Source organism: Ensifer sp. EB106-05-01-XG146, from assembly GCF_058791875.1.
Map to the genome: position 1 here is coordinate 1,318,884 of NZ_JBYTDX010000003.1, position 13,873 is coordinate 1,332,756.

Below are 13,873 nucleotides of genomic sequence, written 5' to 3' on the forward strand. Positions count from 1 at the left end.
AACACCCCTACGCCACCTGACGGCGCATGACGCAGGACCGGAGAAATGAGTATCGGCAAAGCGCCAGCGTAACGTCTGGACGAGGGTCTTGGTGTTTAGAGGAGGATTGAAAGATGCCGCTTACGTCACTTGCTAAAGGATACCGCGCGGTTGTTTTAGGAGCCAGCGGCGGCATCGGATCCGCAATCGCCGGCGAACTCCGGTCCGATCCCAATTGCCTGCAGCTTGTAACGCTCTCGCGTAGGGACAATTCCTTCGATATCACAGACGAAGAGAGTGTCGCAGCAGTAGCAGCGGAGACTGTAGATGGGCTGCATCTTGTTTTTTGTGCGACCGGCGGACTTGTTGTCGACGGCGTGGGTCCTGAAAAATCACTCAAGCAAGTCGACCCAGATGTGATGATGCGGCAATTCGCGCTGAACGCGATTGGACCGGCACTCGTTCTCAAACACTTCGCGCCGAAGCTCGTCCGCAACGACCGCGGCATAATCGCCTTCCTGTCTGCCCGGGTCGGGTCGATCGGAGACAATCGCCTGGGGGGCTGGATTTCCTACCGCGCGTCGAAGGCTGCGCTCAACCAGATCGTCCGCACAGCTTCCGTAGAATTGAGCCGCACCCATCCGCGCGCGGTGGTCGTCGCACTCCACCCAGGAACGGTCGCGACAAAAATGACGGCAGATTACTCCACTCGCCACCGCCGGTTGGATCCCAGTGAGAGCGCATGTGCAATGCTCCGGGTTATTGATCGGTTGACGCCGGAAAACACCGGAGGGTTCTTCGACTATGATGGCCTGCCCGTTGAGTGGTGAGCATTGTACAGCACCTAGATCTTTAGTCCACGGCGAAAACGTCCGGTATTTCAAGCGTTGCCATCGTTTGACGGTGAACGGCGCAGGGACCGATGTTGCCAGTTTGCCGCCGACCTAGCCGGCGGCAAACGCATGTGGTCAACCACGACCCGTTCTTATGTTTTACTACGCTTTCGGAAGCAGCACTTTGTCGATCACATGAATGACACCGTTTGACTGCTTGACGTCGGCGATCGTTACAGTGGCAATGCCACCCGTTTCGTCAGTGAGTGTGATCTTGTCGCCATCCATCTTTGCCGAAAGCGTGCAACCGCCCACGGTCTTGACTGAATGGTTCCCTCCGTCATCGGCAATCATCTTGCCGACCGCATCGGAAAGCGCATTGGCAGCCACGACATGACAAGTCAGCACTTTGGCGAGCTTTTCTTTGTTCTCGGGTTTCAGGAGTGTGTCGACAGTGCCGGCAGGCAAGGCATCGAAAGCTGCGTTCGTCGGCGCAAACACGGTGAACGGGCCATCACCGGACAGCGTATCCACGAGACCGGCGGCTTTCACTGCTGCAACGAGTGTCGTGTGGTCCTTCGAATTTGCTGCGTTTTCCACGATGTTTTTGCTTTCGGACATGGCCGCTCCACCGACCATGGGGTTGTCGGCATTAGCAGCGAAGGCTACGAGAGCGAAGATAGACGCGATCGCGGCGGTACGTCTTAGGGACCGTTTCATTCGTGCATTCCTCCTTGCTGGCCCGCACCATGCGGGCGTTCCCAACCGATGTTCGCCAGACGTTGTCCAGCACCATCAATACGCCGTCTTTACCAAACTGGATCACCGTCGCGTCCGATATGACCGACGCTGCGGGAAACCGACCCAATGTTGGACCGCTGCTTCAGTGAATGCGTGAGAACGGGATTGGGCTCGCCGGGCCGCGTAAGATCCCAACTTCAATTCGCTGATCCAATCAGCAAGGTCGTACGTAAAGGAAGAAAAGTCAGCCGTCGGCTCGCGCTTCGACGGCAACCGCTCGCCAGCGCCGCCAGCGGATCTGGCAGTCCTCACCGAATGAGACAGGTCTGGTCAGCGTTGGCCACCGCATTAGGGGGTAGTAGAATGTTGCAACGAACTTCCACTGACAAAAGAAGATGGGTCCGTGCGCTGGCACTTGCGATTGTACCGGTCGCCGCGACATCCATGTTAGGACAATTGGCGACCTATCCAAACCTCGAACGCTGGTATTCAGCGCTGGAGAAGCCGAGTTTTAATCCTGCGAACTGGGTGTTTGCTCCGGTCTGGACAACGCTTTACATCCTCATGGCTTACGCTGCCTGGCGGCTCTTGATCCTCCCTGCCAGGACGCCGGGCAGGCTGACGGCACTGGCGCTATTTTACGTTCAGCTCGCCCTCAATGCGTTGTGGTCCTGGATGTTCTTCGCCATGCAAAGTCCGGTCGCCGGTCTGGTGAACATCATCGTGCAAATCGGGTTTATCCTCGCAACGATCGCGCAGGCCTGGCGCCTCGACAAGAAAGCGGCACTTTGCCTCTTGCCGCTCGCAGCGTGGGTCTCCTTTGCGGCTGTACTGAATTTCGCGATCTGGTTCCTCAATTGATGGCGTTGGCGCGAAGGCAATAGGTGTTCTCGCTTTGACGCATGCAACGCTCTGGACAGCTCAAATGTGCTCGGCCGCTAGCTCCATGAAGACATCTTTGGCTAAGATCGGGAGAGCCCGCGTCGCCCTTGCGTTGCCTCGTCATCGTGAACAGCTAGGCGCTCTGGACGGCGAGCAATTCGATCTTCTTTTCGAGACCTACGCGCTTGCCGCGATGAGGGTCGACGAACTTTTGAGGAAACAGTCTCCTGAGCAAGACCTTAGACGGTATCGCGAAATATGCCTGGACATCCAGGAAGACATCGCCTTGCTGCTTGGACGTCTGCAAAGGCAATCCGAATGAATTTGGGGTGCCTTAGCCGTTATTCTTGCCGGTTCCCTGTAGCCAGCCGGCAAGCTCCCGGCGCACGACGTGTTCGAGCACGGCCATGCCTTCGGCGCTGTCGTTCAGGCAGGGGATGTGGGTGAACTTCTCGCCGCCATTGTGATGGAAGCTTTCGGCCGCCTGCTCGGCGATCTCTTCCAACGTTTCCAGACAGTCGGAGACGAAGCCCGGGTTGAGGACGGAAATGCGCTTGACACCGTCCTGCGCAAGTTTTTCGACCGTCTTGTCGGTATAGGGCTGCAGCCATTCCTCAGGCCCGAAGCGCGACTGGAAGGTGACCTGCAGCTTCTCCTTCGACCAGCCGAGCTTTTCGCGCAAAAGCCGCGCGGTCTTCTGGCACTGGCAGTAGTAGGGATCGCCCTTGTCGAAATAGCTCTTCGGAATGCCGTGGAAGGAGGTCAGAACCACCTCCGGCTCCCAGTCGAGCGTCGCCAGGTGACGCTCGATCGAGGTTGCCAGAGCGTCGATGTAGACGGGATCGTCGTGGTAGGGCGGAACGGTGCGCAGTGCCGGCTGCCAGCGCATCTTCAGAAGCGCCTCGAAGGCCTTGTCATTAACGGTGGCGGTGGTGGCGGCGGCATATTGCGGATAGAGCGGGAAGACGAGAATGCGTTCACAGCCGGCCTTCTGCAGTGCGTCCATGCGCGAGGCGATCGACGGCTGGCCGTAGCGCATGCCCCAGTCGACGATGACGTTAGGCTGGTCGGCGAAGGACTTCGCCATCAGTTCGGACTGGTTGCGGGTGTAGGTCCGGAGGTAGCTTTCGTTCAAGTCCCTGTTCCAGATCGTCTCATAGGCCTTGCCGACCTTGCCGGGGCGGGTGTTGAGCACGATGCCGAACAGGATCGGGTACCAGAACAGTCGCGACCACTCGATCACCCGGCGGTCGGTCAGAAACTCCTTCAGGTAGCGGCGCATCGAGGTGTAGTCGGTGCCATCAGGCGTGCCGAGATTGACCAGGAGAACTCCGATGTTGCCGCGTTTAATAGTGGGGTGACCGGCAGTTTTTTTGAGCATCACATCTTTCTTCATTTATCAACCCAATTGAATACGGATGGAATGCGGGATGGATCAGCCGCGACTGAAAATTCTGAAGCGACCAGGGAAAGCGTTCTTGATTGAAAGCTGCGATACTGGAAGCGGAACACAGCGACCGTTCATCTTTCGACATTCGCCTGCGGCTCCCCGCGAAACCTTGACGAACATAACATGAACATCTAAAGTCGCGTCATGACACCCATGGCACTTGGAAAGAAGCTGGCGATCCTATCGGACGCAGCCAAGTACGACGCCTCATGCGCCTCGAGCGGTGGCGAGAAGCGAGATTCACGCAAAGGAGGAATAGGATCTTCCGGTGGGAGCGGTATTTGCCATGCCTACACGCCAGATGGGCGATGCATATCGCTATTAAAGATCCTGATGACGAACTTCTGCATCTTCGACTGTGCCTATTGCATCAATCGCGTCAGTTCCAATGTCGAGCGCGCGCGGTTTAGCGTCGAAGAAGTGGTATCATTGACGCTCGAGTTTTACCGACGCAACTACATTGAAGGCTTGTTTCTCTCCTCCGGTATCATCCGCTCGCCTGACCAGACCATGGCCGATATGGTCCGCATTGCCCGAACGCTGAGAGAAGTCCACGGTTTTAAAGGCTACATTCACCTCAAGACCATCCCCGACGCACAGGCTGAGCTCATTCGTGAGGCCGGCCTTTGGGCCGACCGGTTGTCAATAAATGTCGAACTGCCAAGGGATTCGAGCGTAAGGAAGTTCGCGCCGGAGAAGCGGCCGGAAACCATTCGTGCCGCCATGGCACAGGTTCGGCTGGAAGGTGAAGCCGCGCAAGACAAGACCCACACCGGCCGCAAGCCGCAACGCTTTGCCCCTGCCGGCCAGAGCACGCAGATAATTGTCGGCGCTGACGGCGCCGACGATACCGCCATCCTGTCCTGCGCAACCCGGCTTTATAGCGGTTACAAGCTGCGGCGCGTTTACTATTCGGCGTTCTCACCGATCCCGGACGCTTCCTCTGCGCTTCCCCTGGTTCAGCCACCGCTTGTTCGGGAGCACCGGCTCTATCAGGCCGACTGGCTTCTGCGATTTTATGGCTTTACGACCGACGAGATCGCGACCGGCACGCAAGGAGGCTTTCTGGATCTGGAGCTCGATCCGAAGACGGCATGGGCGCTGCAGAACCGGCAATTCTTTCCGGTCGACGTCAACCTCGCCTCCCGCGATACGCTTCTGCGCGTGCCGGGATTTGGGACGCGCGTGGTCGACCGCATCATCACCGCGCGACGCAATCGCCGCCTCCGTGTCGAGGATCTCGCTCGAATGGGAGCGCTGACACGCAAGGCTCGCCCCTTCGTTGCCCTGCCCGGCTGGAGCCCCGGCGGTTTGACGGACAGCAGCGATCTGCGCGCGCGCCTGGCGCCCCCGCCAAAGCAACTTCAGCTTCTATGACTTACGGGGTCTCACTTCCGGACAAGGGAACTTTTGATGCCTGGCGAAATGCCGCCAGGCGCGCTATCAGCCACCGGATCGCCCCCGACCAAATTGACTGGAACAGCGCGGGCGGCCTGTTCGACAGGGCCTTTCTCCCGGAGACTCCAGGCGAGCACGCAGCACGCGTTCCTCAAGCCTTCATGACTTTGGCGCAGTCCGTAATCTGGCATTCAGCACCAGAACGCTTGGCGCTCCTTTATCGCGCGCTTTGGCGCCTCGACAGGCGCGAGGGCGAGCCGCTCTCGCCCGCCGATCCGCTCGGTCGCAAACTGTCGCTTATGCAGAAATCCGTCGGACGGGACATTCACAAGATGCATGCATTCGTTCGCTTCCGCGAAATCTCAGCAGAGGGTCCGCGTCGACGCTTTGCCGCCTGGTTTGAGCCGACGCACAATACGCTGGAGCCGGGAAGCGCTTTCTTTGCCCGCCGGTTCGGCGACATGGATTGGATGATTGCGACGCCGCGCTTGACCGCCCTTTTTATTGACGGCGCGTTGACCTTTGATCAGGGTGGCACGAAACCAGACCTGCCGGAGGATGCGGCCGAGAAACTTTGGGCAGCCTATTTCGTCAACATCTTCAATCCGGCCCGCATCAAGCTCGACGCCATGCAGTCGGAGATGCCGAAGAAATACTGGCACAACCTGCCGGAAACGCGCTTAATCCCCGAGATGCTCGCCGCAGCGGAAGCACGGGTGCAAAAGATGCACGAGGCAGGCATCTCCGCGCCGCGAACGGGCGCAGCCCCGGTGTCCGAGCGCTATCGGGCTTCAATGCCGCAGCCGCCCGAGCAAATTGACACCCTGGAGGAGGCATCGAAGGCAGCGGCACAATGTCGGCGTTGCGACCTGTGCGAATCCGCGACGCAGACCGTCTGGGGTGAAGGTGCCGCTGACGCGCAGCTCATGATCGTCGGCGAACAGCCTGGCGACCGGGAAGATATCGAGGGCCGCCCGTTTACGGGGCCGGCCGGGCAGTTGCTTCGGGCATTGCTTTCCGACGCCGGTATAGACGCAAGGACGCTGTGGCTGACGAACGCCGTCAAGCATTTCAAGTTCAGCCCACGTGGCAAGCGGCGACTGCACCGCAATCCGGACCGCGGCGAAATTGCTCATTGTCGCTGGTGGCTGGGACTGGAACTGACCCTTGTCAAACCGAAGTTGACGGTGGCGCTTGGCGCCTCCGCGGCCTTCGCCCTTACAGGCGACAACCGTCCAATGGCGGAGCGGCGGGGGGAGATTGAAACCGGTCTTCACGGCGGCCCCGTCCTCGTGACATGGCATCCTTCCTATATTCTGCGTGCAGGCGACCCAGCAGCCGCCACGATCGCCCGAGATGATTTGGCGCGTGACCTGGCCAAGGCCATGGCAGTTATCTATGAAAGAGGGGTGGAGCAACTCAACCAGAGATCGTACGGAGTTACCGAATATGTACCCTCCGGCCGTATGAGGGGATGGCGAGAGTGAAAGAGAGGCACGTACTGCTTGGTCGCTTGGCGCTTCCCAGCCTACCCTACTCTTGAGGATCTATCGGCCGGAGCTTCCATGATGCCCAGGTGCTTGGTGACAATGACAGGCGTCCGATCGAGGGGTGGAGTTTCTTGCATTGGATTAGAAGCCTTCTAATATGTACTCAGGTTTTAGGGACTGGGGCATGGTGAGAAGTCTGACGGTTACGGTGTCCAGAGCCGCGACGTTTGTCATTGCGGCAATGTTTGCGGCGCTTGTCGTGCTACTGAGCCTGTGGTTATACGAGAGCTACCATGCCGCGATACGGCGGACCGAAGAGCGCGCAATTGCCGCCTCGAAAATCGTATCCACGAACGCCTCATGGATAAACGCGCTCTCGGCACAGACACTTCAACGAATTGATGACGCTCTCGGACCGACGCTGGGCATTGCCACGGATGACGTCAAGAACATCAACGAGGCGGTTTCTAATCTTCCGGGTCAAGTTCAGGCCTACGTCGTCGACCGGAATGGCCGGACACTTCTGTCCACCGATCCCGATATAAAGCCCATCGACATAAGGGACCGCGAATACTTCGCCGCCGTCGAAAAGGGAGCGAAAACTTTCGTTTCCGGTCTCCTGGTCAGCAGACTCAACAATCAGCAGATATTCGTGTTCAGCCGGCGCCTGGAACGGAACGGCGTGTTCGTCGGCGCTGCAATGGTGTCGTTCCAAGGGAGCGACCTGCTGAAGGATGTTTGGGAGGCCGTCTCTCTCGGCACGAATTCGACTATCAGCATGATTCGCAAGGACGGAGAACTCGTCGCACGCTACCCCGCCCCCGGCGGTCCGTTGAACATGAGCAAGTACGTATTGTTTACAGACTATCTTCCCTCCTCGCCCAACGGGACTTACGAGGCAATATCTCCAGCGGACGGCGAGCACCGTATGGTCGCCTATCGGGTTGTTGAGGGAACGGACATCGTTGCGCTCGCGTCGGCTGACTACCGTGTCGGGCTGGTCCCCTTCCGCAACGACGTCTTCATCGCGATCGCCGTTATGGCACTTGCTGCCGCTTCATCGCTTGCCGCAGGAGGATGGGTCAGGCACCTCGTTAAGCGCGATGTGAAGAAATCCGCCGAACTTGAGGCCGCACTTGAGGACAATCGCCTTCTGCTGCGCGAAATCCATCATCGGGTCAAAAACAACTTTCAGGCTGTGCAGGGCGTCATCCGCATGCAGCTACTGCCGCCCGAGGCACAGAAGTCGCTCTTTGACCGGATCGGCGCCATGATCGCGGTCCATGAGCAAATATATGATCGCGACCAGTTCAACGCCCTGTCCGCCCGTGATCTTATCCCGTCGATCGTGGACAAACTCGTCAGCGCCTATTCTGACAACGTATCCGTACGGTACGATATCGGTGAGTTTGACCTGACACCCGAACAGGCCACGGCCGTCGCGCTCCTGGTGAACGAGGTCGTGACAAACAGTCTTAAATACGCGTTTCCGGACGGCCGCCCAGGAAAGCTCGAAATAGCGTTCCACAAAGTGTCTTCGCGCAGCTCCCTGCTTACCATCTGCGACAACGGCGTGGGCTTCGACACATCGACTGTGCGCAAAGGCATGGGCAGCCGTATCATTCGCGGGGTCGTAAGTCAGTTGCGCGGTTCATTCGAATACAAGTCAACAGAAGGCACGCACTTTATCGCGCAAGTCGAGCTCGGTCTAACAGACTGAGGAGCAACCTCGTTAAGACTGTTTGCGTGACCTCATAAGATGCCGTGTGCGCCCCCATTTCGGAAAACCTTGAAAACACAAAACGCGCGGATAGATACCTATCATCTGCAATCCGTTGTTTGGGTGGCCAGCAACAGCCGACCTGGATGAGCAAAATGGCCGACGAAAACCACCTTCGTGACGCCCGTGATGCGGGCGACCGCCTCTTAGCTTCACACCCATCTGAAGATCCATTCGCGGCTGCGTTCAAGGCCACACGCATGCCGATGCTAATTACCGATCCAAGGCAGGACGATAATCCCATCATCTTCGCGAACCGAGCCTTCACCGAGTTGACCGGCTACAGTCAGAATGAGTTGGTCGGCCGGAACTGTCGCCTTCTCCAAGGGCCGGACACGGACAAAGCGGCGATCGCTAAGATCAGGGATGCCATTTCAGAAGCGCGCGATGTCTCGGTCGACATCCTCAATTACCGTAAGGACGGCGGCAGCTTCTGGAACGCGCTGTTTGTCAGCCCCGTCCGCGATCAGGCCGGCGCAGTGATCTACTTCTTCGCGTCGCAACTCGACTTCACGAGCACCAAAAGCAAAGAAGCCGAGCTGGCCAAGGCGCGCCAGCTTGCGGAAGAGGAAGTCTCAAGTCGCACTGCGGAGCTCATGGAAGCGCTGCGCGTGAAAACTGCCCTTGTCCACGAGGTCGATCACAGGGTTAAAAACAACCTTCTGACAATCGCCTCGATCATCAGATTGCAAATGCGGATGACCAGCAACGCTACGGTCGCACAGACACTTAAATCAATACTCGACCGCGTCGAGGCTCTGAGTGCCGCGCAAAGGAAGCTTCTCAATGATAACCGCGTTGGTCAGTTCGATGTGGCCGATTTCGGTCGAGACCTGATTACCGAAATCGTGGGTTCTCTGAAAAGGCCAGACATCATCTTAACTACGGACCTTCATTCTGTGACAGTCTCGGCGTCGAAAGCTTCGGCCCTCGCCCTTATCGTTAACGAACTCGTTGGTGATGCAGTCCGACGCGGCCTCAGTGATGGCGGGGGCGAAATACACCTCGAAATCCGAAGGCTCAACGGACACTTGCTCATACGAGTCCTGGACACGGTCACACCCGTCGAGGTCGACAAAGAACAAGAGTCCTTCAGCCGCGCCATGCTTGACGCCTCGATCAGGCAGCTAAGGGCAACGAGCGAGCGAGAGGTTTCCGGTCACCGCACGGAAGTTCGTGTAACGCTGCCGGTAGGAGATTAGGAAGGGCCGATATTTGCGAACCCTGATTGTCGAAGACGAAATGCTCCTGGCCCTGGAACTTGAACATGAGGTCGAGTCCAGCGGTTACAGGGTTATCGGCCTGGCAAGCGACGCAAGCGAAGCGATTGCGCTCGTCGAGCGAGAACAACCAGAGTTCGCTTTCGTCGATATCCACCTGCGCGATGGTCCGACTGGTATTGATATCGGTCGATACTTGGCCTCGAGGGGCATCCCCTTCGTTTTTGTCTCAGGCAACCTTAAACGAATTCCGGCGGACTTCGCGGGTGCACTCGGCGCTATCGAGAAACCTTACTCGGCCAACGGCCTACAAAACGCTCTGTTGTATCTCCGGGCGGTGTTATCTGGAGAGGATCTGCCACAACCTCCCTCAAGCCTCACAATCTTTCAATAAAGCATCTCCGGAGTAGCGCCGGCGCCGTCGATTATCTCACACCACTTGCTCTGATCGCATGCCTGTGCCCATCTCAAGTGCCGAGCAGCTGGTGTGTTTCGGCGACAGCGCCGCTCGCCCGCTCAGACCCTTACTGCACCGCCGGAACGTTCTGCCGGCCGAACTGGCTCTTATGCAGTCTTATCCGAGCCGCGGAACGCGGGCCTGCGCTTCGCTTGGACGCAGTCTGGTACGAGCCGCAAACGTCAGGCCAGCTTGAACGCGCCACTCGCCCCGCAGATGCTTACGGGGCGAGACATTCCTCGCATATGCCACAACCATCGACGTCCATACGTGAGGCTGGGAACTGCTTTTGACAACACTGACACGTCAAAGTGCTCCGCGCGTCCCGCTTTACGGGCGCAGGCGGGATGATTTCGATCACGCGATCGGTAGGGAGTTTTCGTGCCATCTGGTCCATCTCGAGGCTCCATGTCGAGGGTGGAATCTGAGATAGGAAGTGCTGAGGCTTGTACAAGATAATCCTCTCAAAGAGTCTTCGCTGACGCTTTCATCGGTCGTCCCTCGCTGAAAGGCCGATGGCTTCGACAACCAATCGCTTGTCTAACACCCGGCCGCTTCCGTTGCTCGGTCCGTCGAACCATCCATCGCGGCAGATTCAGCATGGTTCATTTCATCAAATGTCACGCGGTCAGATCAATTGAGGGAGTACGTTTTGGACGGCCACACAGCTAGTCACGGAAGCGAGCCCGGGAGGTATACAGCTCCGCTCTGGGGCGTGACGTCTTGTTCCCCATCGCAAGCACCACGTCCGGATGGTTACCGTATTGCAGTTCAGCGACGAGGACCTTCTGATGTGCCCACAACTCCCGCATCTCGTGGACGTCGGTCGACGTTCCGAGCCACTCGAGGATCCAGCCAGTTTCATTTCGAACCGGCGCGGCTCGGGAACCAGCGGTACTCGTCGAACCGTGCACGACAGATGGGTGGCTCAAACTCAAGAGGTCCCTTGCTTGGGACTGACCTATCGATCAAGCAGAGCCGTCAATCGATGTGAGACGGGTGCAGCCACCCACTCTCGCCGGCCCTCTCTGCTCGAACGACCTGTCGCTTGCTGAGGGCTGGAACCAGTTATTCCCCAACGCGGTTTGACAAGCGGCGACGGATACAGCTCTGCTCTGCAACCGAAGTCGCCCCGTCCAGCTGCTGTAGGGGCGAGGTAAGGAATCGTGCAGAGGTGCCCACAAGCCACTGCGCTCGTACGAGGGTTCTGACTGGTTTCTACGGAGGTTGATTTCTCGTCTCCTACCCGGTCGCGTCGGCGACCGGGTCGATGACCCTCGTCTCTCACATGCCACTCCTGCGGCTAAAGCAGTCTGGCGCACGAGCGGCCTCGAGAAGTGGGGAGTCGGGCGCTTCGGGTTGCCCGGATTATCACATTCTAAATTGGGGAATGGTGGCCACCAGCATCGGGTTTGGCGCCGAACGGCCGCTCGGCATCTGTCGACATTCCAGCGTCTCGGCAGGCCTCAACGAACGCTTCGCGGGCGATGGCAACCGGCGTCATTCGGTTAAGCGCCCGACGACATGTTTGTACCGCCCTATTGTGCTTGCGGCCTCTATAAATAGTCCATTCGCCTTCCAGGAAATCGAGAACGTCGTTGACAGACGCAAATACCTGCCGCGTGCCGTCCTTCATCTGGACCGAGATGGGTGCCATGAGCAGTAGTTCGGGATTAAGCATGGTGATCTCCCTTCGCCTTGATGCCATACAAAGACTTTTCAACGGCCGTGCCAGGCACGATGCCGATCTCAAAAGCCGGCGGCGCAGATGGGATGCTCGCATCCATCGCTGGCGCTAGAAGATGGTGCCTTTCGGCGAAGGCGACGAAAAGGCCGCGCACAGTCTCTGCTTCAACCTCTCCCCGTAATGCAGCCAGACAAGCCTTGATCGCCACCGAATGCAGCGCATCCCCCGACGGGGCTTGCCAATCGACGAGGAGACGATAAGCGTCCATCACGGAGCGGATTTCACCGGGGAAACCAAGACCAACAAGGATGCTAACAGGCCGCTCGAACATATCGGGTTTCATCGTGCTCTCCTTTCCAACCCGGAATGCCGATGGGCGCCTTGAAACCGGCGCCCAATTTACGTCAGCTACGCGGCATTCGATGCTTCGATTTGCATCTGAGCTTTTGACTGCTCAACCGCCGCAGCTGTTTCGATCGCGATTTTGCGTGGCTTCATCTCCTCCGGGATTTCCCGCACGAGATCGATCTCTAGAAGGCCGTTGTTCAGATCCGCGCCCATCACTCGGACGTGGTCGGCAAGCTCGAACCGATGCTCGAACGGTCGGCCGGCGATCCCGCGATGCAGATAGGCTTCGGAAGAGGTCTCCTGCTTCTTGCCGACGACCGTCAAAAGATTGGTTTGAAACGTGATGTCGAGATCGTCGCGAGCAAAGCCGGCCACCGCAATCGAGATCCGGTAGCTATCGTCACCGGTCTTGGCAATGTCGTAGGGAGGCCAATCACTGATCGAACGAGCGCGCTGCGCGTTTTCGAGCAAATTGAAGAGCCGGTCGAACCCGACAGTCGAACGGAACAGTGGTGCGTAGTCGTAAGTTGTTGCCATAACCATATCCTCCTTGAGCAACATGGGTACGGAAGCGCCGAAAGACGACGCTTCCAGCAAGGCCAGCCCTACACGAGCGGCTGGCGGAAAGCGATTTGGTTAGGATGGACCGCAGTTTCAAGGGCCCATAATAAAAAAAATCGCGTGCGCTTTTCGACGTTTTTGAACGACTCAAAACCCCAACAGAGGGCTCAGTTCAGTCGGAACTCGCCATCCACGCGTCGCCATTCATTCGGGCCGATCAGATGGTGATGCGTATAGCGAACGGAATGCAGCGGACCGTCAAGATTGGCTTGCCAGAAATCGAGGAATTTCTGCATCTCAGGAAACTCGGGAGCAAGATCATAATCCTGCCAGATATAGGTCTGCAGAACGGATTCGAAATCGGGAATGCGGTAAAGGATATGCGCGGTGGTCAGTCCGTAGCCGTTTATTTGACGCTCGAAATCCGATGAATATCGCATGTTTCATCTCCGTTGCCTCAACAAGCGCCAAGGTGGCGCAATTGTTCGCGGTCATCAACGAAATTCTAAACGGCAAGGAGGCTTTGTTGTTCCTTTACAGCATGTTAGCAGCCGCACGATGCGAGTGCTGATTTTTTTGATTTCACCCCTTGAATTCGAAAAATTGTGAAACCAGATGATTTGCGCAAGACGCTCATTCGAGGTTTTGCACCCGTCCGGACTGTCCGGTCCGGTGATGGGGGAACAACGTCAATAGTGTTTGTCCATTGGAGGAAAACATGTCTTTCCGACCGCTGCATGATCGCATTCTCGTCCGCCGGGTTGACTCAGAAGAGAAAACCAGGGGCGGCATCATCATTCCTGATACGGCAAAGGAGAAACCCCAGGAGGGAGAAGTCGTTTCCGTCGGACCTGGCGCACGCAATGAAGCGGGCCAAGTCCAGGCGCTCGACGTCAAAGCAGGCGACCGTATTCTGTTCGGCAAGTGGTCAGGAACCGAGATCAAGATCAATGGGGAAGACCTGTTGATCATGAAAGAAAGCGACGTCCTCGGTGTCCTCGAGGCCCAAGTCGAGCGCAAGCAGGCAGCTTGAGCCAACCACACCAT

14 protein-coding genes and 1 pseudogene are annotated in these 13,873 nt (G+C 57.8%); 9 read left to right on the forward strand and 6 right to left on the reverse strand.

Translation table 11 applies throughout. The features are described from left to right. Nucleotides 1–113: 113 nt before the first annotated feature. Nucleotides 114–809: an SDR family oxidoreductase gene (locus AC3WVQ_RS34920; RefSeq protein ID WP_192358846.1), complete on the forward strand. Its 696-nt coding sequence runs from the start codon at nucleotides 114–116 to the stop codon at nucleotides 807–809. A gap of 165 nt (nucleotides 810–974) precedes the next feature. Here AC3WVQ_RS34920 and AC3WVQ_RS34925 read toward each other — a convergent pair whose 3' ends face one another. Then, the gene (locus tag AC3WVQ_RS34925; protein WP_034802194.1) at nucleotides 975–1,532 is read right to left on the reverse strand and encodes a fasciclin domain-containing protein; all 558 of its coding nucleotides are present in this window, start codon (nucleotides 1,530–1,532) and stop codon (nucleotides 975–977) included. A 384-nt stretch (nucleotides 1,533–1,916) separates the two neighbouring features. Here AC3WVQ_RS34925 and AC3WVQ_RS34930 point away from each other — a divergent pair, with 384 nt between their 5' ends. Together AC3WVQ_RS34930 and AC3WVQ_RS34935 are read left to right on the forward strand one after the other, a co-directional pair. After that, nucleotides 1,917–2,414, forward strand: a complete 498-nt coding sequence (locus tag AC3WVQ_RS34930) for a TspO/MBR family protein (RefSeq protein WP_192445837.1) — start codon at nucleotides 1,917–1,919, stop codon at nucleotides 2,412–2,414. A 97-nt stretch (nucleotides 2,415–2,511) separates the two neighbouring features. Then, entirely contained in the window at nucleotides 2,512–2,757 is a 246-nt protein-coding gene (locus AC3WVQ_RS34935) for a hypothetical protein (protein ID WP_090429262.1), read from the forward strand. A 12-nt stretch (nucleotides 2,758–2,769) separates the two neighbouring features. Here the strand turns inward: AC3WVQ_RS34935 and hemH are convergent, their stop codons facing one another. After that, complete coding sequence (gene hemH / locus AC3WVQ_RS34940; RefSeq protein ID WP_404527357.1) at nucleotides 2,770–3,816, reverse strand: ferrochelatase; 1,047 nt, start codon at nucleotides 3,814–3,816, stop codon at nucleotides 2,770–2,772. Between the two features lie 222 nt (nucleotides 3,817–4,038). Between hemH and AC3WVQ_RS34945 the strand changes: the two genes are divergently transcribed. The 5 genes from AC3WVQ_RS34945 to AC3WVQ_RS34965 all read left to right on the forward strand — a co-directional run bounded on the left by AC3WVQ_RS34945 (nucleotide 4,039) and on the right by AC3WVQ_RS34965 (nucleotide 10,167). Further along, nucleotides 4,039–5,262 (forward strand): putative DNA modification/repair radical SAM protein, encoded by a 1,224-nt coding sequence (locus AC3WVQ_RS34945; protein ID WP_060520790.1) that lies wholly within the window; start codon nucleotides 4,039–4,041, stop codon nucleotides 5,260–5,262. Then, complete coding sequence (locus tag AC3WVQ_RS34950) at nucleotides 5,259–6,770, forward strand: UdgX family uracil-DNA binding protein (protein WP_192445642.1); 1,512 nt, start codon at nucleotides 5,259–5,261, stop codon at nucleotides 6,768–6,770. The genes AC3WVQ_RS34945 and AC3WVQ_RS34950 overlap by 4 nt, the downstream gene beginning before the upstream one ends. 187 nt (nucleotides 6,771–6,957) lie before the next feature. Next, a complete protein-coding gene (locus AC3WVQ_RS34955) occupies nucleotides 6,958–8,493 on the forward strand; it encodes a sensor histidine kinase (protein WP_192358857.1) in 1,536 nt (511 codons plus the stop codon). Nucleotides 8,494–8,648: 155 nt separating this feature from the next. Then, entirely contained in the window at nucleotides 8,649–9,755 is a 1,107-nt protein-coding gene (locus tag AC3WVQ_RS34960) for a PAS domain-containing protein (RefSeq protein ID WP_060645037.1), read from the forward strand. A gap of 13 nt (nucleotides 9,756–9,768) precedes the next feature. Further along, on the forward strand, nucleotides 9,769–10,167 hold the full coding sequence (locus tag AC3WVQ_RS34965; RefSeq protein WP_192358861.1) for a response regulator: 399 nt from the start codon (nucleotides 9,769–9,771) through the stop codon (nucleotides 10,165–10,167). 1,441 nt (nucleotides 10,168–11,608) lie between these two features. Here AC3WVQ_RS34965 and AC3WVQ_RS34970 read toward each other — a convergent pair. From AC3WVQ_RS34970 to AC3WVQ_RS34985, 4 genes and pseudogenes are all read right to left on the reverse strand, one after another. Further along, nucleotides 11,609–11,911 (reverse strand): DUF982 domain-containing protein, encoded by a 303-nt coding sequence (locus tag AC3WVQ_RS34970; protein WP_034800027.1) that lies wholly within the window; start codon nucleotides 11,909–11,911, stop codon nucleotides 11,609–11,611. A 100-nt stretch (nucleotides 11,912–12,011) separates the two neighbouring features. Further along, nucleotides 12,012–12,260 (reverse strand): annotated as a pseudogene (locus tag AC3WVQ_RS34975) (DUF982 domain-containing protein); the annotation flags it as partial. Nucleotides 12,261–12,325: 65 nt separating this feature from the next. Further along, nucleotides 12,326–12,802, reverse strand: a complete 477-nt coding sequence (locus tag AC3WVQ_RS34980; RefSeq protein WP_060520794.1) for an Hsp20 family protein — start codon at nucleotides 12,800–12,802, stop codon at nucleotides 12,326–12,328. A 191-nt stretch (nucleotides 12,803–12,993) separates the two neighbouring features. Then, entirely contained in the window at nucleotides 12,994–13,266 is a 273-nt protein-coding gene (locus AC3WVQ_RS34985) for an usg protein (RefSeq protein ID WP_034799997.1), read from the reverse strand. 278 nt (nucleotides 13,267–13,544) lie between these two features. Here AC3WVQ_RS34985 and AC3WVQ_RS34990 point away from each other — a divergent pair, with 278 nt between their 5' ends. Beyond that, complete coding sequence (locus AC3WVQ_RS34990; protein ID WP_034799999.1) at nucleotides 13,545–13,859, forward strand: co-chaperone GroES; 315 nt, start codon at nucleotides 13,545–13,547, stop codon at nucleotides 13,857–13,859. Nucleotides 13,860–13,873: the final 14 nt, after the last annotated feature.

What these genes read in the sequence shown, in the direction of transcription:
- AC3WVQ_RS34970 (WP_034800027.1), bottom strand. Translation starts at nt 11,911, where the DNA reads ATGCTTAATCCCGAACTACTGCTCATGGCACCCATCTCGGTCCAGATG.
- AC3WVQ_RS34955 (WP_192358857.1), top strand. Translation starts at nt 6,958, where the DNA reads ATGGTGAGAAGTCTGACGGTTACGGTGTCCAGAGCCGCGACGTTTGTC.
- hemH (WP_404527357.1), bottom strand. Translation starts at nt 3,816, where the DNA reads ATGCTCAAAAAAACTGCCGGTCACCCCACTATTAAACGCGGCAACATC.
- AC3WVQ_RS34980 (WP_060520794.1), bottom strand. Translation starts at nt 12,802, where the DNA reads ATGGCAACAACTTACGACTACGCACCACTGTTCCGTTCGACTGTCGGG.
- AC3WVQ_RS34960 (WP_060645037.1), top strand. Translation starts at nt 8,649, where the DNA reads ATGGCCGACGAAAACCACCTTCGTGACGCCCGTGATGCGGGCGACCGC.
- AC3WVQ_RS34985 (WP_034799997.1), bottom strand. Translation starts at nt 13,266, where the DNA reads ATGCGATATTCATCGGATTTCGAGCGTCAAATAAACGGCTACGGACTG.
- AC3WVQ_RS34950 (WP_192445642.1), top strand. Translation starts at nt 5,259, where the DNA reads ATGACTTACGGGGTCTCACTTCCGGACAAGGGAACTTTTGATGCCTGG.
- AC3WVQ_RS34930 (WP_192445837.1), top strand. Translation starts at nt 1,917, where the DNA reads ATGTTGCAACGAACTTCCACTGACAAAAGAAGATGGGTCCGTGCGCTG.
- AC3WVQ_RS34920 (WP_192358846.1), top strand. Translation starts at nt 114, where the DNA reads ATGCCGCTTACGTCACTTGCTAAAGGATACCGCGCGGTTGTTTTAGGA.
- AC3WVQ_RS34925 (WP_034802194.1), bottom strand. Translation starts at nt 1,532, where the DNA reads ATGAAACGGTCCCTAAGACGTACCGCCGCGATCGCGTCTATCTTCGCT.
- AC3WVQ_RS34990 (WP_034799999.1), top strand. Translation starts at nt 13,545, where the DNA reads ATGTCTTTCCGACCGCTGCATGATCGCATTCTCGTCCGCCGGGTTGAC.
- AC3WVQ_RS34945 (WP_060520790.1), top strand. Translation starts at nt 4,039, where the DNA reads ATGGCACTTGGAAAGAAGCTGGCGATCCTATCGGACGCAGCCAAGTAC.